Genomic DNA, 21385 nt, shown 5'->3' on the forward strand with positions numbered 1-21385 from the left:
CGAGTTGCGCAATAACACGGGCATCTTTTGGATCGTTCTTCGTTGGTGAATTATCATCCAGCTCTTTTGACTTCTTTACATGCATCGGATTAACGACCACGACCGGAATCCCGCGGCTTCGCAAGAATGCTGCTAAAGTCATCCAGTAGTGTCCGGTTGGTTCCATTCCGACAAGAAGCTGTGTTTTTTCGTGTTCCCTCATTATGTTTTTCATCCAGTGACAGAACGCTTCGAATCCCTCACGCATACTTGGGAAAGAAAAAGCTTTCCCATACATGAGACCGCGATCGTTTTGTGCGCGTGCTACATGTTTGTATTTAGCGATATCTATGCCAATAATCAAGGTAGATTCTGTGATTTGAGAAATGCGTTGATTTTGTGTATAATTCATGGTGAGTACCTCCTCTGTTATTTCGAGGTCACGGCCGTGACACTCTGTATGTTAACAGGAGGTACTTTTTTTATCCACTCGCATTTTCATTCATTACAGGAATGCTCCTTTTATCATTCCATCTTTATAACCTCGTTCGTACTCTCGTCTGTATTGTTTAAGCTCTCGAATATATAGAAAATAATAATCTCTGGTGTTTGCTTTTACTTCTTCTATGCCTCCGCTTTTAAAAGCATCGAATTGTAATGTTAATCCCGCTATAACACCAGAGCTATAATCTTTTTCTTCTGTATTGAAGCCTGCCTCACTTACCATTTTCTTAATTTCTTCAACACAACCAAACATGGTCATCCTCCTGTGTAAAGTAGTACAGATTTATAGTATGTGTATTTTCTTACGATAAAATACCTGTTTATATAAAAAGAAAATCATTACATAATGTCAGCATCCCAGTTAGAAACTAGAATATATACAGAAAGTGTGATGGAAAAGGAGGATACCACATGACTTACCCGCATTATTCTTTCGAAGGGTTTGCCGACACCTATCATCTAGCTGAGGATACGAGGCAGCATATTTACGATGTGATGGGACGATACCGGGATAAAATTGAGCTTGGAGAAAAAATTACAGAACCCGATTTCATGGAGGATATGGCACTTGCTGCAGATCTTAGAGAACAGGAGATTAGGGAAATGATTGCCGTGCTTGGGCATAGTCAGGCATGGCAGGATACGATGGAAGAGTTATATCGGACCTGGGCTGCCCAGGAAGGGAAGAACATACAGGACTGACATAAAAATGCCCGGCTTACCTAGAGCATGTACTGGATAAGACGGGCGTGTTCATCTATACTGAGCTTGAATCGAGCGCGGTTTCCTTTGTTTCATCTTTTGTTTCTTGTTTATATGTAGTGAGCCTCATTAAATATTCCTTAGAGAATTCCTCGTGATACGGAATCGCCGGAATGTCAGTAATGTCGCGGCCGCAGTGAGTGCATTGCCATTCACCAGGAATTAAATAATCAGCGGAGACGCTGATTTTTAAGCAATGGCAACAAAGTTTTTTGTGCATCGTCTAGGGTTCCTTTCCTAAGAGGTAATCCAATCTTACTTTACAATGACGACAGGGCATGAAGATGATCGGATGACTTTCATACTTACACTGCCAAGCACGAGTTCTTCATAATTACTAAGCCCTCGGCAGCCCATTACGATAAGATCGACACCGGTTTGTTCTGCAAACTCCAGCAGCTTTTTGGCCACATCACCCTCCAGTATGTGCCATGAAGCATTGCCATGCACTGTAAGTTTCTGTACGGTGTTTGTCAATAGCTTCTCCGTATGTGCTCTGTATTCATCTTTAAGGCCGGGATAGACGTGTAGGAGTGTGGCATCGACATTTGGCAGCACGCTTGCTACATACACGTCTATATTACATACTTTAGCAGCCTTGTCATTAATGAAGGCAACGGATTTCTCATCATAGGCGGAGCCGTCAACCGCTAATAGAATTTTGTTCATGTTCCCCTCGGTTTATTTTTCTTTTTATTCCATTATAATCAAAAAATGAAGCATGAAAAGTCTGGTTTTAGGACCAGCGTTCTATTTACTGTCTTTTTGCAATACAAATTTTTCGATGACATGGCGTACACCTTCTTCATTATTGGAGAAAGTCACATAATCGGCAATTTGCTTGATTGTCTCTGGCGCATTGCCCATCGCCACCCCGAGTCCTGCGGTCTCAATTAAGTCCAGATCATTGTAGCTATCGCCAATACCAATAATTTCTGAGCGATCAATGCCGAGCGTTTGGGCAAAATGCAGTACAGCACTCCCTTTGTTTGCTTCCGGATGCATGACTTCGAGGAAATATGGTTTTGATTTAGTAATGTGTGCTGCTTCGCCGAATTCCGCGCGCAATTCTTCCGCTAGCTCGTCCAGCGCTTCCGGTTCGTCAAAATACAGGAGCTTAATGAAATCCCGCTTAGCCAACCGATGGAGGTCCGATTCCACCGTATAAGGAACACCGGCGATCTTTACATATTGCTGGATTTTATCGTTATCTTCGGGTGAGTAGAGGATATCGTCCTGATACACTTGCAGGTGCATATTTTTTGCGCGTGCGATATCGATAACACGCCGTGAGATTTCTGGGGTTACCAGTCGTTCGTACATAACGGTCTCGCCTTTTGTATCTTTCACTACTGCACCTTGATAGGTAACCAATGGTACGTTTAATCCAAGTTGGGATGCGAACGGTAGGGCAGACGGAAACATACGTCCTGTCGCTAATGTGACGACAACCCCAGCTTCGATCGCCTGTTTAATTGCGTCTGCCGTTCCAGGAGTAACCGTTAAGTCATCTGTTAGCAGCGTATCGTCCATATCAATCGCAATCATCCGATACATAGTTATGTCCACTCCTTTTTGTGCATCTGTGTTTCTTATCCTATCATATCATACTTTTTTGCATGAAGAAGAAGCGGTAGCTAGCGTCCTATGAATAAAAGAGATACATAGGAAACGCTCGATGAATAGAACGTACAAGTATAAAATTACAGGCAGAAGAGGTACCTTTTTTAAATTATCTTCATTTGCATTTCATATTTCGATGGTAGTTGAAGTGTCTATTGTTTACAATGAATAATAAGTTCAGGGAGATACCATGGTGAACATTTTAAATTAAAATAGCATAGAGATAGCAGTATTGCTAAAAATAGGCGGGAGTTTTGCTTATTCACTGTGCCTTCTTTTTATAGACGGAAAATAATAAAGGCTCTTGTAGCGTGTGTAGAAACACGCTACAAGAGCCTGCATTTACTTATCCGATTTTTTTTACAGGACAACGACGCATTCATGTGTCTCGATCATATCTAGGATTTCATCTTCCTCCACCAGTGAGTGTGGGGAATCAATGCCGCGAGCTTCTGCTTCCTCTTTTTCCACATACACAGGAAGGGGCCAATCTTCATTACGGTAAACAGCGTCCTGTACCAATACGATAGTTCCTGCTTCAGCTTCCGCAATAATTTCATTGGCTGTCTCGTCTTGTTGTTTACTTAAGATAAACAGCGTTTTTTTCATTCGTGTTTGCCTCCCTAACCATAGCAAAGCGCGTGTGACGTGCTTTATCGTGGGGTTATATGTGGCCATATGAATAACCGCAATAAAAAAACTCTTTGAAAAGAAGAAAGCAAGGATGTTTTTTTCTTCTTCCAAGAGAATCCAATTATGTACTCCATATATGATTAATAGGATTCTAACGCGAATCGGCACACTTGTCAAATAAGGCAGAAGAAGGGTGCTACAGATTAGCGGATATAGCGGCTTTCTTTAATCCGTAGCCGGTATTCGCCCCGTTTCTTTTCCAGCCACGGATATTTCTGTCCTATTATGCGGGAGAGCAAGCAGAATAATGCATAGCGAAAATACGGAGGAGAGGAGGTACAGCTATCAATCAGACTATTATGACGCATATGTTATCGCCTCCTATGCTTTTATATTTACAATAATAGTATGACGCTGCCTTTCGTCAAGAAAGACAGCGAATGATCTTGCATCTGATGTCCTGTCTTCTGATTTTCCCTGTGCGACCATTGTGCCACCGTTATCCCGTGGAAGAGAAGGTTTGGATGAAGCGCATCCCGGGAGCAGCAGGCTCGTAGCGAGTACAGCAAGTGACAGGCGTTTCATAATCTTCTCCCCTTACCTCTTTTCTTTACATATTCTGTATAACTTTGCTTTTTCCTCTCGCAAAAGCAAAGAAAGCGCTTTAGCGAATGCTGCTTTGTTGCATGTCAGACGTATAAAGGGGGAGAAGCAGAAGGCACAGTCAGGACAATTGTTGTTTCAACTTCTCTAAAAGCGCCATCTGGCCGCCCATCAAATCTGCGATTGATGTTTGCATGGCCGGTGTTTGCGGTGTATATACCCATTGATCTTTTTGCATCATTTGCATCACTTTGTATGTTGCCAGCGCGTCGTCAAGCGCACGGTGTGTTTGAGAACCTTCCGCCAATCCATATTTATCTAGGGCATACCATAACCCAGGTGTGTCCTTGTATCCGTAATAAAACTGGTATGCTTTAGATAGGTCCAGCCAATCCTCCAGCATGACGGAAAACGGAAATTTCACATTATGTTCGCGACAATTGCGGCGCAGTCCTTTGATATCGAGATCGCCCCATGTCACCAGTGTAGTCTTTTCCGGGATGTAGCGCGCCAACATTTCATCAATCATCCCCGTAAAATCCATCCCGTCTATTACATCTTCCTGCGTAATTCCGGTCAAGTTTATACATTTCTCGCCCAGCTGAGGAAAGAAGACGGGCGATACCAATGAAGAGAACGTGTCAATAATCGTGTCTTCCTCTACTATGACCATTCCAGCCTCGATCACTTCATGAAAGAATCCTTTTGGGGCTTCTTTTCTTTCGAATGTCGTAAACTCGAAGTCAATAAAAATATATCTATTTTTCATCCGGGGCCCTCGTTTCTCTTTTTTCTTTCAAACCATTGTATTTTTAATCGGAAAATCAGTCAAATACTAAGCGCTCCCCGCATATGGTTAAAGTGGACATCACAGAGAGGGGAGGAATAAAGTGTTTCGTCCGCACGATACGGTGTTTTTGTTCTGGTTTCTTTGTTTTTTCTCTCTATTTTATATGTATTCTGACGATATTGGAATCAAGAAGGAGGAAAAGCCGGATGGAACGGTTACCGCGTATGTGTACAAGGTGACAAAAGACAATCGAATTCTTGCCACTATCAAAGGAAAGACGTATAGCATTTGCATGCAGGGTGTAACGATATCTGGAGGATCTGATGCACGGCGCTTCTTAAAAGAAAAGGTGATCGGTCAGCAAATTGAACTCGAATACGATGAGCAAGCGCGCGACCAAAGAGGGAATATTATAGCATATGTCTGGCTGGGAACAGAAATGTTAAATCGTACGATGCTTGAAAAAGGGTATGCACATACAGTTCCTACATTACAGCAAACGAGATACATAGACGATTTTCAACGCCGGCAGGAACAAGCTGGCCAAAAACAAAGCGCCCGGAACTCGTCCGAGCGCTTCTCTTATTTTATGCGTACATTTTCTCACGCAATTGCTTGATATCTTCATTTGCAAGATATTCATCATATTCTACTTGCTTATCGATCAGTCCTTGCGGCGTGATTTCGATAATGCGATTCGCGACTGTTTGCACGAATTGATGGTCATGTGAAGTAAACAGCAGCGTGCCGCTAAATTCGATTAAGCCATTGTTAAGCGCCGTAATGGATTCGAGGTCCAGATGGTTCGTTGGTTCATCGAACAGCAGAACATTGGAGCCTGTCAGCATCATGCGAGATAGCATGCAGCGAACTTTTTCTCCACCGGATAGCACGCTTGCTTTTTTAAGTGCTTCTTCGCCGGAGAAGAGCATCCGCCCGAGGAAACCACGCACGAATGTTTCATCCTGATCATGTGAATATTGACGTAGCCAATCGACCAGGCTCAAATCGCAGCCTTCGAAGTAAGAAGCATTATCTTTTGGGAAGTAAGCCTGCGTCGTTGTTACCCCCCAGCTGTATTCGCCTGCATCTGCGTCAAGCTCGCCCATGATGATTTGCATCAATGTTGTTTTTGCTAGCTCATTTGTGCCAACGAGGGCGATTTTGTCGCCTTTATTGACAGTGAAGTTGATATTATTCAGGACAAGTTCCCCGTCTACTGTTTTGCTAACGTCTTTAACCGTTAGGATATCTTTGCCTGCTTCGCGTTCCGGTTTGAAATTAATGTACGGATAACGACGAGAAGAAGGGCGGATATCTTCCAGCGAAATTTTGTCTAACTGCTTTTTGCGGGACGTCGCTTGTTTTGCCTTGGAAGCATTGGAACTGAAACGGCGGATAAATGCTTCAAGTTCTTTGATTTTTTCTTCTTTTTTCTTATTGGCATCCTTAGCCAGTTTCAATGCCAATTGGCTTGACTCATACCAGAAATCGTAGTTGCCGACATACAGCTGGACTTTGCCGAAGTCGATGTCTGCGATATGTGTACATACTTTGTTTAAGAAGTGACGGTCATGGGAAACTACGATGACCGTGTTCTCATAGTTGTACAAGAAATTTTCCAGCCAGGCGATCGATTCAAGGTCCAGATGGTTGGTCGGCTCGTCAAGCAGCAGGATGTCCGGGTTGCCGAACAGCGCCTGGGCCAGTAGTACGCGTACCTTTTGACTGCCGTCGAGATCGCTCATTTTTTTGTCGTGCAAGTCGGTCGGAATACCGAGACCAATGAGCATTTCGCCCGCTTCTGCTTCTGCTTGCCATCCGTTCAGTTCGGCGAATTCGCCCTCTAGCTCGGATGCTTTGATGCCGTCTGCTTCCGAGAAGTCAGGTTTCGCGTAAAGCGCATCTTTTTCTTCCATAATTTCATACAGGCGACGGTGTCCCATAATTACAGTTTTCAGTACTTCGAATTCATCAAATTCGAAATGGTTTTGTTTAAGAACGGCTAAGCGTTCGCCCGGTGTAATGTTGACTTGACCGTTTGTCGGTTCAATTTCACCAGAGAGAATTTTAAGAAATGTGGATTTTCCTGCGCCATTGGCCCCGATAAGGCCATAGCAGTTGCCAGGAGTGAATTTTATGTTTACATCGCTGAAAAGCGCACGGCTTCCAAAGCGAAGCGTTAAGCCTGTTGTACTAATCATACGGAGCATCTACCATCCTTTGTTTTCGATTTTTCCCACTAAACATGCATTATAGCACACTTTTCTTCCTCATAGTCTCATGAGTGGATTTTTATGCATTCCGGCTGTTTTTTTGAAATAGAAAACTTTAGCATAAAATATGACCAGAATTAAGTTTTGGTCGAAAAAAGTGAGGAGAACGGATTTTTTTCGCATGATCCGACTAAAATTATAATTTGGTCAGAATATATGTAGTAGCTGCTGCAAAGTCAAGAAGAAAAGTCGAACCAATTCGTTATTCATGTCTAATACAATAACGAAAGAGGAGATGGACAGTATGAGTCAAATGAAAAATACACGTTACGCCAATATTATCCCAATGAAGGAATTGGATACGAAGGAAAAAAGGCTCTATCCGTTTCCGATATACGATAAGCTTAGAGAGGAGACGCCTATACGCTATGATAAGGAACGCGCATGCTGGGATGTATTCCGCTATGACGATGTTCACTTCGTGTTAAAAAACCAGAAGCTGTTCTCTTCCCGGCGTTCTCAGGGGGAGAGAAGGGAGAGCTTACTAATTATGGATCCGCCCAAGCATACACAGATGCGTAACCTTGTAAACAAAGCGTTTACACCAAAGGTTGTTCAGGAGCTGGAGCCACGCATTGCAGAAATTACGAATGAGTTGCTAGACCAGGTAGTGTTCAAGAACCGGATGGACATGGTACATGATGTGGCTGGGCCGCTACCAGTCATTATGATCGCCGAATTATTAGGCGTTCCGACACGTGATCGTCAACTGTTCAAATCATGGTCCGATGTGCTGGTGAAGGGACCCGAGGTAAATACAGATGAAGCGTTTACTTCGGTGATGACCGAAAGACGCCAGGCGTCAGATGAGCTGAGTGATTATTTTAAAGACATACTCGTCCAACGACGATGCAAGCGTGAGGATGATTTAATCTCTTTGCTGCTGGATGCGGAGATTGACGGAGAAAAGTTGACGGAAGAGGAATTGCTCGGATTCTGCATTTTGCTATTGGTGGCGGGAAATGAGACGACGACGAATCTTATTGTAAATGCGGTCCGTTATATGACAGAAGATGCGCCACTCCAGGCTTATTTGCGCCAGCATCCTGAATCGCTTCCAAATGTGGTAGAGGAGACGCTGCGATTTTATCCGCCCATTCAGGCGATCGGACGGATCGCAGCGCGAGATGTAGAGGTGGGTGGACAGAAGATTAATGCCGGTAGTCAGGTGATTAGCTGGGTCGCTGCAGCCAACCGTGACGAACGGAAGTTTCCAGAGGCAGCGCGTTTTATTCCAGACCGAAAACCAAATCCTCATCTTGGTTTCGGATTTGGGATTCATTTCTGCCTGGGAGCTCCACTTGCCCGGCTAGAGGCAAAAGTTGTGCTGGATATTTTATTGCGCCGCTGTGTAGATATGGAGCGTGAAGAAGATGTTTTGCTGCATCCAATCCAAAGCCCGTTTGTGTTTGGTGTGACCCATTTTCCGGTGCGCTTTCGTACATGATTTGACGAAGAGTAAGGTCGGTCTCATAATAAGAAGATAAAGAAAATTGCTTTAAATAAGGTGAAGTGCAGGATATGGAGGTTAGCAATAAAAAACGCCCGCGAGTTTTTTATCCAGAAAGGCAGGAGTTAAATATGTCTATCAAAAACATAATGGACCATGTGGAGCGTACCATAACGTATCCTTACCCTCCGCAGCGTATTGTTTCTTTATGCCCATCGCTTACTGACACGTTATTTGCGCTTGGCCTTGGCGAGCGTATCGTGGGTCGGACACAATTCTGTATCCATCCGGCCGAAGATGTGCAGAATGTACGGCGGGTAGGAGGGACAAAGCAGATTAAGCTGGAGGTCATCGAAGAGTTGAATCCCGACCTTATTATTGCCGAAAAAGAAGAGAATCCGAAAGAAATGGTAGAATCTCTGGCAAAGTCGTATCCAGTCTATGTAACGGATGTGGAGTCTTATGAAGATGCATTGCGTATGATTACGGATTTAGGCGAAGTAACCGGAACCGAAAAAGCTGCGCATGCTATGGTTCACGATATTCAGGCTACATTTAGCTCTCTAAGACCCGCATCAGGAATCCGCGTCGCCTATCTTATCTGGCAGAAGCCGTATATGGCTGCAGGTAACCATACATATATTCATTCGCTGCTAGAGAAGTGTGGCTTCGTCAATGTGTTCAAAGATGTACCGGGACGTTATCCGCAAATAACAGGAGATGACCTGCGTATCGCGCGTCCGGATTATATCTTCCTATCATCCGAACCTTTTCCCTTTCAAGAGACGCACGTGCAAGCGTTCCATGAAATGATTCAAGGCAGTGAGCCGATGCTGGTGGATGGGGAGATGTTCTCCTGGTATGGTGTCCACATGAAGGAGGCAGCGCTGTACTTTCAAAGATTACTGACTGAAATTTCATAAGCGAAATAAGATATAAAGTCTCCCTGAATCTGCGTAAAGTCTGAAATCAGGGAGGCTTTTGATTGATCGTCAATCTATTTACGCGTTTCTCTAAGTTTCTCTTCAAGGTATTTCTGCGATTCTCCTTTCGGAATGCTTAAAGGAAGCCAGTTTTTATTTTTGATTTGCTTTCCGAGATACACGATTTGTCCGATATGGTAAGAGTAATGGGATACTTGTCGCTGGATAGCCTGGATAACAGAATGGGATTCGCCTCGAATATACACAGTACAGGATAAATCTTCCTCTTGTATAGTGGATAATGCACAGAAAAGGGCTGTCCAGCCAAATAGTAAAGCTGTTTTATATAATTATTCATAGAACAGAAAAACCTGTCAAAAAAGGGAGAAAGAGATGAAGAAGCTATTTGTATGGGTAACAATCATTACATTTGCACTTCTTATCATGATAATAGGGTGTAGTGGTGAAGGAGACAAAGATAAGAAAGATATGCCGGCGGAAGGGATGGTACGCATTTTGCCTTCAAGTCTTTTTGATGGGGAGACGAAAAAGCTTGAACCTCATCTGGGACTTACTTCAGGAGCGGTTAAAGTTCAATACGAAGGCCCTCGACATATGATGGTCGTTATATATGAAATCTGGGAGAACGGAACATTGAAGCAGAAGAGTGAGGGGTTAGGTTACTCGATTGAGAAAGGCGGGTTTGACGGAGAGTTTTCCGTCTCATTGCGGGAAGAAGATAAAGAAAAAAAGAACTATGCTATGACAACCGTTTTTTCTAAAAAAGACGGATATGCCAGTTCCGTTACGTCGATTCCCGGATATAAATCTGCAGCAGGTTCCTCACCCAGGTCTTTGCAGCAGGTAATAAATGTGTCCGATAAAGAAGAAATACCGGTATGGGGATGGGTTGCAGGAAAAGGAAGCGAAGTCTCTGATTTCAGCGAGTCGTTTGAAGAGATGGCGAAAAAAGTGGAATGGGCGCTTCTCCTAAAAATTCACATGAAAGAAGAGTAATGTCTTTATAGGAGAGTGGAGCGATGCAAAACGATTATATTATACGGATGCTACAACAAATGACCGTAGTTTTTACGCGTATCATCGGGTTGAAGGAAAACAAGCGGTATGATGAGGCGTTGGGTGCGACCGGTGAGGAATTGAAAAAGAGGATAGGGATTACTCCGAAATTAATCGATGCTCTTGCTTGGGACGAAATTATCAATCTAATTACAACAAATGAGCCGCAGCCTTCGGGTAAATGCCTTACTGTTGCTGGGCTGTTAAAAGAGGAAGGTGACATTTACCGTCTGCAAGGCGAGTTCGAAAAAGGATATGAAAGACACCTCAAAAGCTTATACATTCTTCTTTTTGCCAATGAGCGATATGGCGTACATCTTTTAGAAATAGACAGGTTAATCGAACAAATGATGCCGAGTCTGTCCGAATATGAACTGCCCCGTGATGCTAAACGAATGTTGTTTGGTTATTATGAAACGGCAGGAAAGTATGCAAAAGCGGAGAATATTCTGTTTGAATTGGTGAACGAGCCTGAGCAGAAGCGACAGGATGTTATACAGGAAGGGATGGCGTTTTATGAACGGCTGTTGCAAAAAAATGACGAGGAGCTGAAGAAAGGCGGTTTGCCGCAAGCAGAAATAATGGATGGATTACAGGAGTTACAGAAAAAAAGCCGGTGACCAAGTCATCGGCTTTTTTTATATCCATAATTCTGCCCAGCGTTGTACCTGTTCCATCGTTGGCTGTAATGCTTTTCCTTTGTCCGTAAGTTCATATTCGATACGTACAGGTGTTTCCGGATAAACGTGACGGTTCACTATACCGGTGCGTTCAAGCTCCTTAAATCGCTCTGTCAGCATGCGATCGCTCATATTCGGAATCAGTTCCTTCACTTCACAGAATCGTTTCGGACCGTCTATCAACGATTGAATGATAAGTCCTGTCCAACGTTTCCCGAGCAGCTCAAACGCAGCTTCGAACCGAGGACAGAGTGCATGATCATGCTTCATATTTTCACCTCCATATATATTTTACCACAGTTACTTTAAAAAAATTAGTATAAATACGTAAGATAGACAGTGAAGAAGGTTTTTCTACTGATAAGTATGATGTTTACTTTGTGTAAAACTGCTCAACAAGATACAATGAAAAAGAAACCGTCACACCTGTGGATTATCCATAGATTGGAAGAAATGCGATGCACGCGTCGGCGTGTTCCCTCGTCTTTTTCTCGCAAGAAAGAGATACAGCCGCTTTGTGGCACCAAGGCTGGACCGGCAAAACATCTAGGCCTCTCGGTGCGGGAGACGAACCGACGCTCGTTTGGGGCACGGTGTAGTGGCTATCCTGGATAATCAACACCTTTGATAGCATATAAAATCATAAAGAGGTGAGTAGCTAGTGAACGTACAAACGTATTTAGATCGTATACAATTTCCGTTGCTTGCCGCAGATATTCGACCTACGCTTTCTTGCCTAGTGGAATTGCAGAAACAACATCTATTGCATGTTCCGTTTGGCAACCTAGATGTAATGAACAGTGTTCCGATTGTATTATCACCTGAACGTCTGTACGAGAAAATTATCCTTCGACATCGGGAAGGGTTCTGCTATGAACTTAACGGATTATTTTGCTGGCTTTTGCGTGAGCTTGGCTTTTCTGCACACCTGGTGGCCGCAACCGTTCATGCCGGGGACGATGAATGGAGTGTGGACGGCAGTCATGCAACCATTCTCGTTCATCTCGAGCAGCCGTATCTTGTGGATGTTGGGTTCGGCGATTCAGCACGTGTGCCACTCCCGTTGACGGGAGAGGAAAGAGAAGATGTAAGTGGTATGTATCGTATTATTCCTCATGAGAGGCCGGGTATGTACGATTTGCAGAAGCGAACCGAGGGTGAGTGGATAGTTAAAAATCGCTTCTCCATTACGCCGAAAAAGCTTGCTGAATTTCATGCAGTATGTGAATATACGCAAACATCGCCTGAATCCCATTTTACAGTCCGCCGTATCGTAACACAGGCAATGACGGACGGCAGGGTTACGTTATCTGGCAACGAAGTGACTGTTACAAAAAAAGGGGAGAAAACCAAATTTACATTGGAGGAAGCGGAAATTCCAACGTTTTTGCGCAACTCGTTCGGCATCGAATGTCATGAAGAGCGCTAATATCTATTGTTAATCATCGAAAATGCCGGTGCATAGAGGGGTTATATAATTGTAAAGAAAGATGATGTGCTTGATGTGGCGGTCGCAGAAGCAAAAAAATATAATTTGATTCAAGATGAATAATGTTTAATTGACAGTTGTCTTTAACAAAAACATTTGAAAAAGACCAATCAATAATAGATTGGCTTTTATGTTCTTTTTTGAAGTAGCCGCATTTTTTTACGGAAAAATGCGGCTTTAGAGTGTTGATAGTAAACAACTTTTTTTGTATTAAACAATGTGAATTTTGTTCATTTGTTGAACGGTTGATTTCCAGTTGAAGAAACTATGTATGATTTTAGTTATGGGCTTTTTTAGATATAATGATGGTACATTTTTTACACTTGGAGGCACACAATTAATGAACAAGGTGGATGAAACACGAGATCTTATCATTCAAACTTCCTTGGCTTTATTTAATAAAAAGGGCTATAGTCAAACGTCAATACAAGATATTATGGAAATGTCTGGCTTGCCAAAGGGTGCAATCTATAGAAGGTTCGAAAATAAAAATGAGATCGCCCTCGCTACATTTGAATACGCAGGTAGCATTATTTGGAGCCATTTTTTTGAGGCAATTAAATCCAAGGATACAGCGGTGGAGAAATTAATTGCTCTATGTCATGTTTATCAGGATGCAGTTAATAACCCTCCTATAGAAGGAGGGTGTCCGTTACTTAATACCGCAATCGAAAGTGATTATGGCTTTCCTGAACTTCGCGAAAAAGCATCGGAAGCTCACAACCAAACATTGTTTTTTATACAATCTGTAATTGAAGAAGGTATTAAAAATCAAGAACTCCGTCGAGACGTCAATTCTTATTCTCTTGCTTCGTTTTTATTTTCGACAATAGAGGGTGCGGTAATGGCGAGTCGATTATCACTAAATAATGATCACATGTTCCATAGCATTGAACAAATTAAAGTGCTATTACAGCATTACACAGAACCGAAGGGATAAGAGGCTTCATTATCTCTTCGGTTCTGAAGTTTTGAGAAAGATATAATGTTGCAAAACTTTTTATAAGAAGTTAGAATAGAATAACGAACCGGACGGTCCGGTCTGTTATTCTGTTGAAAAGATAGGGGGATTTATTATGCCTATTCAAATTGTCTTATTCTATATAAATTACACTTGATATTTTGACAGGGTAGCGTGGTTGGAAGGAGGCGATTCAGAAAAAGAAGAGGTTGGATGCGCCCTGCGCTCCAGTAGAAGAAAGGCAAACTTAACTATAATTCTCATTATGACAAACCCAGCATTATTTGCTTAATTCTAGAAAAAAGGATAGATTCGATGAAAAAAAGCAATAAGATTATAGGGGTGCTCATTTTGATCATTTCATTAATGTGGGTACTCCATACATTTTCTAAAAACTTTATAGTTGACCCTGCTTTTCAAGGTTTTCTTTCAAAAAAAGATGAACTCTTAATAAATGAATCGCTATGGGCTATGATGATTCGCATTCATATCATACTCGCTATCATCGCACTCATGACAGGACCTTTTGGAGTCATTAAACGAATACGTATGAAATCGTTAAAATTCCATCGATGGAACGGACGTATTTACGTGTTATCCATTGTTTTGAATTACATTCCTGGGATGTATGTGTCGTTCTTTGCTACGGGAGGATGGTTAAGCACTATAGGGTTTATTATCTTAAATACCTTATGGATAGCAACTACAATTATTGGATATTTTTATATAAAAAAGAAACAAATTGTTCCCCACAGTCAGTGGATGGTTAGAAGCTTTTTCCTTTCCTTTGCCAATATGACGATTTACATAATTGTTGCTATAGCCCACTATGCAATGAGTCTTACTTATGGTACTTCGTACACGATAGCCGTCTGGCTTTGTTGGATTCTCAATCTGTTGTTAGCAGAATTATTTATTAGAAAGAAAGTGTTTATCTAAAAACCCATAAATTTGCTTGTTTAGTGCGATTCCCGACAGTTATAGAGACAGCCTCTTGGACAAAGTTCGAGCCTTCACACCGAATGGCACGAACGTAGCTTTCAATACCGCTGGGGAAAAATTATCCTTACAGTTGATTAAACGAATAGCTTGGGATAAAGAGCCGATTTTAAAATAGTAAAATTAAAAGGGTCAATTCTGCAATCGATCCATTTTTCTTTTTTAGAGGCAAATGGTACAATTAGCATTCAAAACTTTCCTTATTATAGGATTAAGGGTGTTGATTATCCAGTACGATCCAGAGTGGATCGTTACCACATCGTGCCCCAAACGGCCGTCGGTCCGGCCTTGGTGCTACAAAGCGGCCGAGTCCCTTCCTTGTGAGAAAAAGACGAGGGAACACGCCGACGTGTGTATTTTATTTCTTCCGATATATGGATAATCAACAGGTGTGTTATAGGATAACACTATATTACATTAACAGAGCGAATAAATAAGGAGCGGATGTGTAGAAGGCTCCTGTTTGATATAATCGTAGAGAACGAAAAGGAAAGAACGTCAGCCAAAGCTTAATATACATAAAGGAGTACAGAGATGAAGACATTAGTTCTCGCTGAGAAGCCAAGTGTAGGCAGAGAGATAGCCCGTGTGCTTGGATGTAACCAAAAAAGCAAAAATTATATCGAAGGTCCAAAATATATTGTTACATGGGCTCTTGGCCATTTGGTCGAGTTGGCCGAGCCTGAAGATTATGATCCGAAATACAAAACGTGGAAGCTGGAAGACTTACCGATTGTGCCGGATCGTATGCGGCTGAAAGTGATTCGGGAGTCATCCCACCAATTCCGTGGCATTTCACAGTTAGCGAAGCGCAAGGACATTAAGGACTTAATTATCGCGACAGACGCTGGGCGAGAAGGAGAATTGGTTGCCCGCTGGATCATGGAAATGATTAAATGGAAGAAGCCGTTCAAAAGGCTGTGGATTTCATCACAGACAGATAAAGCGATTAAGGAAGGGTTCGCCAGCGTTAAGGCTGGGCAGGCATATGATAACCTGTATCAATCCGCGGTGTGCCGCGCTGAGGCGGATTGGCTTATCGGATTGAACATCACGCGGGCGTTAACGAGCAAGTTCAATGCGCAGCTGGCAGCAGGGCGTGTACAGACGCCGACGCTGTCTATGATTATCCAACGTGAAGAAGAAATTCGTAAATTCAAACCGACAGAATACTGGACACTGACTGCAGATTTTGGCGCGTTTTCTGGTATGTGGCGTGCCGGGAGCACTCAGGGCGGCCGAATATTTAAAAAAGAGACTGCCCAGGATATTGATCGGAAAATTCAAGGTAAGGCAGGAAAAGTTACAAGCGTGAAAACAAGCGAAAAAATAGAGCCGCAGCCGCTCGCATACGATTTAACGGAACTGCAACGTGATGCGAATAAACGGTACGGTTTCTCAGCGAAGCATACTTCCAATGTGCTGCAGCGGTTATATGAGCAATATAAGCTGGTCACGTATCCGCGCACCGACTCGCGTTACTTAACGAGTGATATGGTATCGACGCTGAAAGGCAGGCTTGATAGTATCGAAGTGGGGCCGTATGCACAACTCGTACGCCCACTGCTCAAGGAGAAATCGCTGCGTGTCACGAAGCGTATTGTTGATGATAGCAAAGTTACCGATCATCATGCGATTATACCGACGGAAGAGCCTTTACGCCTGGGGGATTTGACGAACGATGAACGTAAGCTATACGATTTGATTGCGCGTCGCTTTATCGCCCTGTTCTATCCTGCGTATCGTTATGACAGTATTCAATTGACGGTAGAAGTAGCTGGAGAGTCGTTCCATGCGAAAGGGAAAGTCGTGAAAGATAAAGGTTGGAAGGAAGTATATGGCACCGATGCGTCTTTATCTGATGAAGAAGGTGGAGAAGAGGAAACTGCGGATCAAACATTGCCAGTGCTACATCAAGGGGAAGAAGTAGCTGTCAAACACAGTGCTATTCAGAACCATTTGACCAAACCGCCGCTTCGATACACGGAGTCAGATTTGCTTGCACGAATGGAGAAAAACAACCTTGGGACACCGGCAACCCGGGCTGATATTATCGAGAAACTGCTTCATACAGATACGATCGAGCGTCAGAGCAATCGTTTGTACCCGACTAAAAAAGGGCTCCAGCTCATTAAATTAGTGGCCAGTGAGCTTCGGTCGCCGGAACTGACTGCCCAATGGGAGCGTCAGCTTGAAGATATCGCGCGCGGTCGGGGGGATGCTAAGCAATTCCTATCCGGTATTCGCCGTCAAGCTGCTGCGTTAGTAAAAGAAATTGCGACAAGTAATGTGGAATATAAACCGCATAATGTAACGGGCTCGAAATGTCCTGAATGCGGACAGAATTTGCGCGAAATAAAAGGGAAACGCGGCAAAACTCTCATATGTCCTGGTAGAGAGTGTGGGTACCGTCGAGCGGCTGAACATCAGTTATCCAACCGTCGTTGCCCGCAGTGTAAGAAGAAAATGGAGATTCGGAGCGGAAAAGCAGGCAAGTTCTTCCAATGCAAGCCATGTAATGTGGTGGAGAAGCTTGAGAATGTGTCCGGCGGTGGAAAAGTAAATAAGCACCAACAAAAAGCGCTGTTGAAAAAATATAGCAGTAACGAAGGATTAACATCTAATCTGGGTGCACTGCTGAAAGCGGCGTTAGAGCAGAATAAAGAATAAGAAAAACTCACGGGTGTGCCGCTCGTCCTTTTTCTACAAAGGAGCCAAACGGCCGCTTTCTGTAGATTTTTTGCAGGGACATATCGTTTCTTATCCTTTGGGGGTCTACAGGAAACTTTGTGCTTGACTGGTATACACATACAAAGTTTGGTGGGATGAGAGAAGGGATGGGCAACGGAACGCCTTTACGCGATCTCCCAGCGGAAGGGGACAAGTAAGCGTGCATTTGTCCACAACCCTTCGAAGATACAGTTTCTTTGCCCCTTTTGTGGGCGAGCTTGCTTGTTGTCTCCTGAAGCGGTCACCCTGTGCAGCGTAACCAGGTGACATGCCCATCCCTTCTCCATATCACCCACCACATTCTGTCTTCTTTTCAAACGGTCAAGCACATTCTTTGATATTAAGCCTATATTTTATTGTTTAAATTCGTTTTTTTGATTTACCGTATACCAGGCATTCTTAACCCCTTGCCCGTTTACATCGCCTTTTGTTTAAGACAACGATAAAAATAGAAAGACGGTTCGAATGAAAAATTACGTTCCGAGAACTTTTTTCCCCCGTGGTTGGCTACCGCTTGCATCCGGCTCTAATGTAATTCCAATGTTATCAAAAGGGAGATCAGGATTCTTCATTGTATAAATGAGCGTACCGTTTCCGAGCGAATCAACCCGGAATGTACCGGCGCTTCTCCTTTGCCCGTTATGAAGCAGCCATACTTGATAGACCTCCGTGCCCTTTGTGGCAGAAAGACCCTCCACATTGGCTACGATTCTTTTGTTTTTTCCTTGTTTGACAAGTTGAACGGTTCCTTTGGCTAGTTTCATCTCTTGTTCAGTCGAGGCAAGGGAATACACCTTCATAATCTCGGTTGTAGCTGTCACTTGTTCTTCAAGTGTTGCGATATGCTCACGCATCCGAATATTGTCCCAGAGGGCGAATACAAGCGCTGCAAGCAAAATGGCAACAGCTAGGGAAGATAGCAGCGAAGCGGGCTTCCATTTTGTTTTTTGTTTCTTTGGTATAGTTGTTTCTTTATTGAAGATAGAATCCATTACTTCTGCTTTTAAATCTTCGGGCACTTCCGTATCTTCAAGATGGGACGGAAGCATTGCCCATACTTCCTGTAACTCCCGCACTTCTTTTTGACAGGAGAGACAGGAAGGCAGATGCTTTTCGAACAAGGCCCGTTCCTCCTTCGAGCATTCTCCGATTATGTAGGACATAAGCATATTGCATTCGTGGGAAGCGTAAGGTTCCATCGTTATCCCTCCCCCTCGGCCAGTAAGTGTTTACGCAAAATTTTCAACGTTTGATGAAGCCGGCTTTTTATTGTGCCAAGTGGTTCATCTCGCATCCGGGCTATTTCGCTTAGTGAATAGCCTTCCCAATATAATTGCTGAATGAGCTGAATCTGGTTTTCTGACAATCGCTGATACACTTCCTGTACTTGGTGTTTGATTAGTTTGCGAAATACAATCGCTTCGGTAGAATGCCTATCATCACCCGGAATATTATGCCATTCGTGTTCTTCCATACAGATGATTTGTGATTCGCGTTTTTTCTTACGGGTATAATCAAGAATAATATTGCGTGTGATGGTCAGCAGCCAGCTCGGGAATTTGCCCTTTGACGAATCGTATACTGCGCCTGTCGTCCACAAACGGGTGAACACCATTTGGACAATTTCGCGGGCTGCCTGTTCATCATTGATAGATTTTAGTGCAAATGAATAGATAAGGCGAACATACCGGTCATATAGCTCTTCTAATGCAGAGCGAGAATGGTTGCCGACAAGATGCATGAGTTGTTCGTCCGTTTTATTTTGCATGACAGGGCACTCCTTTGACTATGCTGGAAAAGCGAGTATATCCTCTATATAAAGATAACGAAGGAAACATAAAAGCGGTTTGATAAACGAGCAAAAATATATTTTTGGCTCGTTTTCGTCTCTTTATCCAACAAAATCGCTGAGCCTATATTTTTTTGTCAGCGACTTTGTTGCTATATTATAGCTTGATACAGATAGTGTAAAAAAAGGCTCTTCGCTGGTCAGCTTGTGATCATGGTAGTAAAACGGAATAAAAGGTACAATAAAAACAATAGGGATGTGTACCGGTACAAAAATAAGAAAGAAGGGGATGTATGTATAAATATTTGTCCATTCTAAATGATTTGGAAAACATAATTCAAAGCGGACGATATAAAGAGGGGGAAAGGCTCCCTTCTATTCGTGCGCTTGCTGAACAATACGGTTGCAGTAAGAGCACGATTATCCGGACATTTGACGAGTTAGAAAAAAAGCACATTGTATACTCATCTCCTCAAAGCGGTCATTATGTTGTAAAAAGAAAACATAAAAATAACGGAAACCCATTGATATTGGACTTTGCATCTTCCGCTCCCGATCCAAACATATTTCCGTATTTAGATTTTCAGCATTGCATTAATAAGGCAATTGATACGTATAAAAACGATTTATTTATATATGGCACTTCGAAGGGGTTACCTTCGCTCATTAGCGTAGTACAAAAACAGTTGGCCAATTATCAAGTTTTTGCAGACACAGATAGCATTTTTGTTACATCAGGCGTTCAACAAGCTCTAGCCATATTGACTACAGTCCCGTTTCCTAACGGAAATGAAACTGTGTTAATTGAACAACCTGGTTATCATTTGTTTATAGAGTATTTAGAAACCCACAACATTCCTACGCTAGGCATTAAACGAAACAGCGACGGAATCGACTTATTGGAGCTAGAAAGAATATTTCAAACAGAAAACATTAAGTTTTTTTATACAATGCCTAGATTCCATAATCCTTTAGGTACGTCCTATTCAAGAATAGAAAAGGAGAGGATTGCGAAATTAGCAGAAAAATATGATGTGTTTATTGTTGAAGATGACTATTTAGCTGATTTGGAGCAAGATGCAAAAGCTGATCCGATATATTCGTATGATGTGTCTGCACATGTTATTTACTTGAAAAGCTATTCGAAAATTATATTTCCAGGGCTACGCATCGGTATTGCTATTATTCCTGCCAGCATAGCCGGAGCTTTCAGTACATACAAAAAAATATTAGATATAGACAGTTCGATGATTTCACAAGCTGCATTAGAAATTTATATTAAAAATAAAATGTTTGAAAGACATAAACAAAAAGTTCGTTCTTCTTATTCCCGGAGAACAGTCTCTTTGCTGAATGCATTGGAAAAACACGCAAAAGGGCATGACGATTTTTTTAGTTATACTTCTGTAAAAAATCCATGTATCCACACTTTCATACAACTGGATAAACGTATATCCATACAAAAGTTAACACATAGTTTGAGAAAAAAATCTATCATAGTGGAACCTGCACATCATCATTATTTATCTTCTTTTGAAAAGGAACCGTTGCTTAAGTTAAACGTTTCAAATGTTAAGGTAGATGATATTGAAAGAGGGATTCAGCAAATCTTGGCAGAAATATGTCGGTAAAGCTAATGGAGTTTATACGCTAGTTCTTATTTATAGGAAATTATTTTGTTTAAAACAATAAAATAAACGATACGTACATTGTCTTTTCTTGATGCAGCCTTTTTTCTTATTTTTGAAAGCTGTTTCTCGTTTTTACGAAATAGTATAGTTTTATATTTCTTTAAATAGGATGGTATTTGTATTTTTTACAAATGCAGGACTGATGATATGGAAAAGAGCGACCGATTTTTTTCGTTTATTAAACGATATACTTTTGTGCAAAGTATGTCTATATACATCTCACTTTATAAATGTACATATTTTTGTGGTAGGAGGTAAGAAAAGAAGGAAGGGCGGTTGGAACAAACACGTCTGCCTTTTTTTGCCGGGTGCAGGGCGTATCCACCCTCTTCTTTTTCCATCCCTCCTACTTCCAACCACACTACCATATCAAAATATTAATTGTAACTTATATAGGCTTTATCTTGTATCTTTTCCTACCTAAAA

25 protein-coding genes and 1 pseudogene are annotated in these 21385 nt (G+C 42.4%); 12 read left to right on the forward strand and 14 right to left on the reverse strand.

The annotated features are described in order from the left end of the window. On the reverse strand, nt 1-391 hold a 391-nt coding region (locus tag AF333_RS32895; protein ID WP_152968242.1), incomplete at its 3' end, for an IS110 family transposase. Between the two features lie 93 nt (nt 392-484). Further along, a complete protein-coding gene (locus AF333_RS15870; RefSeq protein ID WP_043063491.1) occupies nt 485-736 on the reverse strand; it encodes a hypothetical protein in 252 nt (83 codons plus the stop codon). A 158-nt stretch (nt 737-894) separates the two neighbouring features. Here AF333_RS15870 and AF333_RS15875 point away from each other — a divergent pair, with 158 nt between their 5' ends. Continuing rightward, nucleotides 895-1185, forward strand: a complete 291-nt coding sequence (locus AF333_RS15875) for a hypothetical protein (protein ID WP_043063490.1) — start codon at nt 895-897, stop codon at nt 1183-1185. A 55-nt stretch (nt 1186-1240) separates the two neighbouring features. Here the strand turns inward: AF333_RS15875 and AF333_RS32900 are convergent, their stop codons facing one another. From AF333_RS32900 to kapD, 7 genes are all read right to left on the reverse strand, one after another. Then, on the reverse strand, nt 1241-1465 hold the full coding sequence (locus AF333_RS32900; protein WP_139189012.1) for a hypothetical protein: 225 nt from the start codon (nt 1463-1465) through the stop codon (nt 1241-1243). Nucleotides 1466-1500: 35 nt separating this feature from the next. Next, the gene (locus AF333_RS15880) at nt 1501-1914 is read right to left on the reverse strand and encodes a universal stress protein (RefSeq protein ID WP_043063489.1); all 414 of its coding nucleotides are present in this window, start codon (nt 1912-1914) and stop codon (nt 1501-1503) included. 81 nt (nt 1915-1995) lie between these two features. After that, complete coding sequence (locus AF333_RS15885) at nt 1996-2802, reverse strand: Cof-type HAD-IIB family hydrolase (RefSeq protein ID WP_043063488.1); 807 nt, start codon at nt 2800-2802, stop codon at nt 1996-1998. Nucleotides 2803-3228: 426 nt separating this feature from the next. After that, a complete protein-coding gene (locus tag AF333_RS15890) occupies nt 3229-3477 on the reverse strand; it encodes a hypothetical protein (RefSeq protein WP_043063487.1) in 249 nt (82 codons plus the stop codon). Between the two features lie 227 nt (nt 3478-3704). Further along, the gene (locus AF333_RS33720; RefSeq protein ID WP_158502264.1) at nt 3705-3869 is read right to left on the reverse strand and encodes a hypothetical protein; all 165 of its coding nucleotides are present in this window, start codon (nt 3867-3869) and stop codon (nt 3705-3707) included. 13 nt (nt 3870-3882) lie between these two features. Beyond that, nucleotides 3883-4086: a putative periplasmic lipoprotein gene (locus AF333_RS15895; protein ID WP_043063486.1), complete on the reverse strand. Its 204-nt coding sequence runs from the start codon at nt 4084-4086 to the stop codon at nt 3883-3885. A gap of 139 nt (nt 4087-4225) precedes the next feature. Further along, nucleotides 4226-4873: a 3'-5' exonuclease KapD gene (kapD, locus tag AF333_RS15900; protein WP_052520399.1), complete on the reverse strand. Its 648-nt coding sequence runs from the start codon at nt 4871-4873 to the stop codon at nt 4226-4228. Between the two features lie 121 nt (nt 4874-4994). Here kapD and AF333_RS15905 point away from each other — a divergent pair, with 121 nt between their 5' ends. Beyond that, on the forward strand, nt 4995-5513 hold the full coding sequence (locus AF333_RS15905; protein WP_043063485.1) for a thermonuclease family protein: 519 nt from the start codon (nt 4995-4997) through the stop codon (nt 5511-5513). Here the strand turns inward: AF333_RS15905 and AF333_RS15910 are convergent. Further along, nucleotides 5482-7098 carry an ABC-F family ATP-binding cassette domain-containing protein gene (locus tag AF333_RS15910; RefSeq protein WP_043063501.1) on the reverse strand — a complete coding sequence of 539 codons (1617 nt, stop codon included), beginning with the start codon at nt 7096-7098 and terminating at the stop codon, nt 5482-5484. The two genes, AF333_RS15905 and AF333_RS15910, sit on opposite strands and share 32 nt — an antisense overlap. A 307-nt stretch (nt 7099-7405) precedes the next feature. On the opposite strand from AF333_RS15910, the gene AF333_RS15915 reads away from it, so the two are divergent. Together AF333_RS15915 and AF333_RS15920 are read left to right on the forward strand one after the other, a co-directional pair. Then, a complete protein-coding gene (locus tag AF333_RS15915; RefSeq protein ID WP_139189011.1) occupies nt 7406-8617 on the forward strand; it encodes a cytochrome P450 in 1212 nt (403 codons plus the stop codon). 134 nt (nt 8618-8751) lie between these two features. After that, on the forward strand, nt 8752-9543 hold the full coding sequence (locus tag AF333_RS15920) for a cobalamin-binding protein (protein WP_043063500.1): 792 nt from the start codon (nt 8752-8754) through the stop codon (nt 9541-9543). 74 nt (nt 9544-9617) lie between these two features. Here the strand turns inward: AF333_RS15920 and AF333_RS15925 are convergent. Then, nucleotides 9618-9857 (reverse strand): annotated as a pseudogene (locus AF333_RS15925) (DUF1572 family protein); the annotation flags it as partial. Nucleotides 9858-9936: 79 nt separating this feature from the next. Between AF333_RS15925 and AF333_RS15930 the strand changes: the two are divergent. Together AF333_RS15930 and AF333_RS15935 are read left to right on the forward strand one after the other, a co-directional pair. Beyond that, nucleotides 9937-10560, forward strand: coding sequence for a hypothetical protein (locus tag AF333_RS15930; RefSeq protein WP_052811675.1), 624 nt, complete (start codon nt 9937-9939; stop codon nt 10558-10560). Between the two features lie 23 nt (nt 10561-10583). After that, nucleotides 10584-11240, forward strand: coding sequence for a DUF6483 family protein (locus AF333_RS15935; RefSeq protein ID WP_043063483.1), 657 nt, complete (start codon nt 10584-10586; stop codon nt 11238-11240). 18 nt (nt 11241-11258) lie between these two features. Here AF333_RS15935 and AF333_RS15940 read toward each other — a convergent pair whose 3' ends face one another. Then, nucleotides 11259-11570 (reverse strand): winged helix-turn-helix transcriptional regulator, encoded by a 312-nt coding sequence (locus tag AF333_RS15940; RefSeq protein WP_043063482.1) that lies wholly within the window; start codon nt 11568-11570, stop codon nt 11259-11261. Nucleotides 11571-11705: 135 nt separating this feature from the next. Here AF333_RS15940 and AF333_RS33725 point away from each other — a divergent pair, with 135 nt between their 5' ends. The 5 genes from AF333_RS33725 to AF333_RS15960 all read left to right on the forward strand — a co-directional run bounded on the left by AF333_RS33725 (nt 11706) and on the right by AF333_RS15960 (nt 17419). Continuing rightward, nucleotides 11706-11915 carry a hypothetical protein gene (locus tag AF333_RS33725; protein WP_235496506.1) on the forward strand — a complete coding sequence of 70 codons (210 nt, stop codon included), beginning with the start codon at nt 11706-11708 and terminating at the stop codon, nt 11913-11915. Nucleotides 11916-11961: 46 nt separating this feature from the next. After that, complete coding sequence (locus AF333_RS15945; protein ID WP_043063481.1) at nt 11962-12729, forward strand: arylamine N-acetyltransferase family protein; 768 nt, start codon at nt 11962-11964, stop codon at nt 12727-12729. A 400-nt stretch (nt 12730-13129) separates the two neighbouring features. Then, nucleotides 13130-13729 (forward strand): TetR/AcrR family transcriptional regulator, encoded by a 600-nt coding sequence (locus tag AF333_RS15950; RefSeq protein WP_043063480.1) that lies wholly within the window; start codon nt 13130-13132, stop codon nt 13727-13729. A gap of 336 nt (nt 13730-14065) precedes the next feature. After that, on the forward strand, nt 14066-14689 hold the full coding sequence (locus tag AF333_RS15955; protein WP_043063479.1) for a DUF2306 domain-containing protein: 624 nt from the start codon (nt 14066-14068) through the stop codon (nt 14687-14689). A gap of 594 nt (nt 14690-15283) precedes the next feature. After that, the gene (locus tag AF333_RS15960) at nt 15284-17419 is read left to right on the forward strand and encodes a DNA topoisomerase 3 (protein ID WP_043063478.1); all 2136 of its coding nucleotides are present in this window, start codon (nt 15284-15286) and stop codon (nt 17417-17419) included. Nucleotides 17420-17952: 533 nt separating this feature from the next. On the opposite strand, the gene AF333_RS15965 is transcribed toward AF333_RS15960, so the two are convergent. Next, the gene (locus AF333_RS15965) at nt 17953-18678 is read right to left on the reverse strand and encodes an anti-sigma factor (RefSeq protein ID WP_043063477.1); all 726 of its coding nucleotides are present in this window, start codon (nt 18676-18678) and stop codon (nt 17953-17955) included. A 2-nt stretch (nt 18679-18680) separates the two neighbouring features. Further along, entirely contained in the window at nt 18681-19247 is a 567-nt protein-coding gene (locus AF333_RS15970; protein ID WP_043063476.1) for an RNA polymerase sigma factor, read from the reverse strand. Nucleotides 19248-19561: 314 nt separating this feature from the next. On the opposite strand from AF333_RS15970, the gene AF333_RS15975 reads away from it, so the two are divergent. Further along, nucleotides 19562-20899 carry an aminotransferase-like domain-containing protein gene (locus tag AF333_RS15975; protein ID WP_043063475.1) on the forward strand — a complete coding sequence of 446 codons (1338 nt, stop codon included), beginning with the start codon at nt 19562-19564 and terminating at the stop codon, nt 20897-20899. Nucleotides 20900-21385: the final 486 nt, after the last annotated feature.

The organism is Aneurinibacillus migulanus (assembly GCF_001274715.1).
Lineage (GTDB): Bacteria > Bacillota > Bacilli > Aneurinibacillales > Aneurinibacillaceae > Aneurinibacillus > Aneurinibacillus migulanus.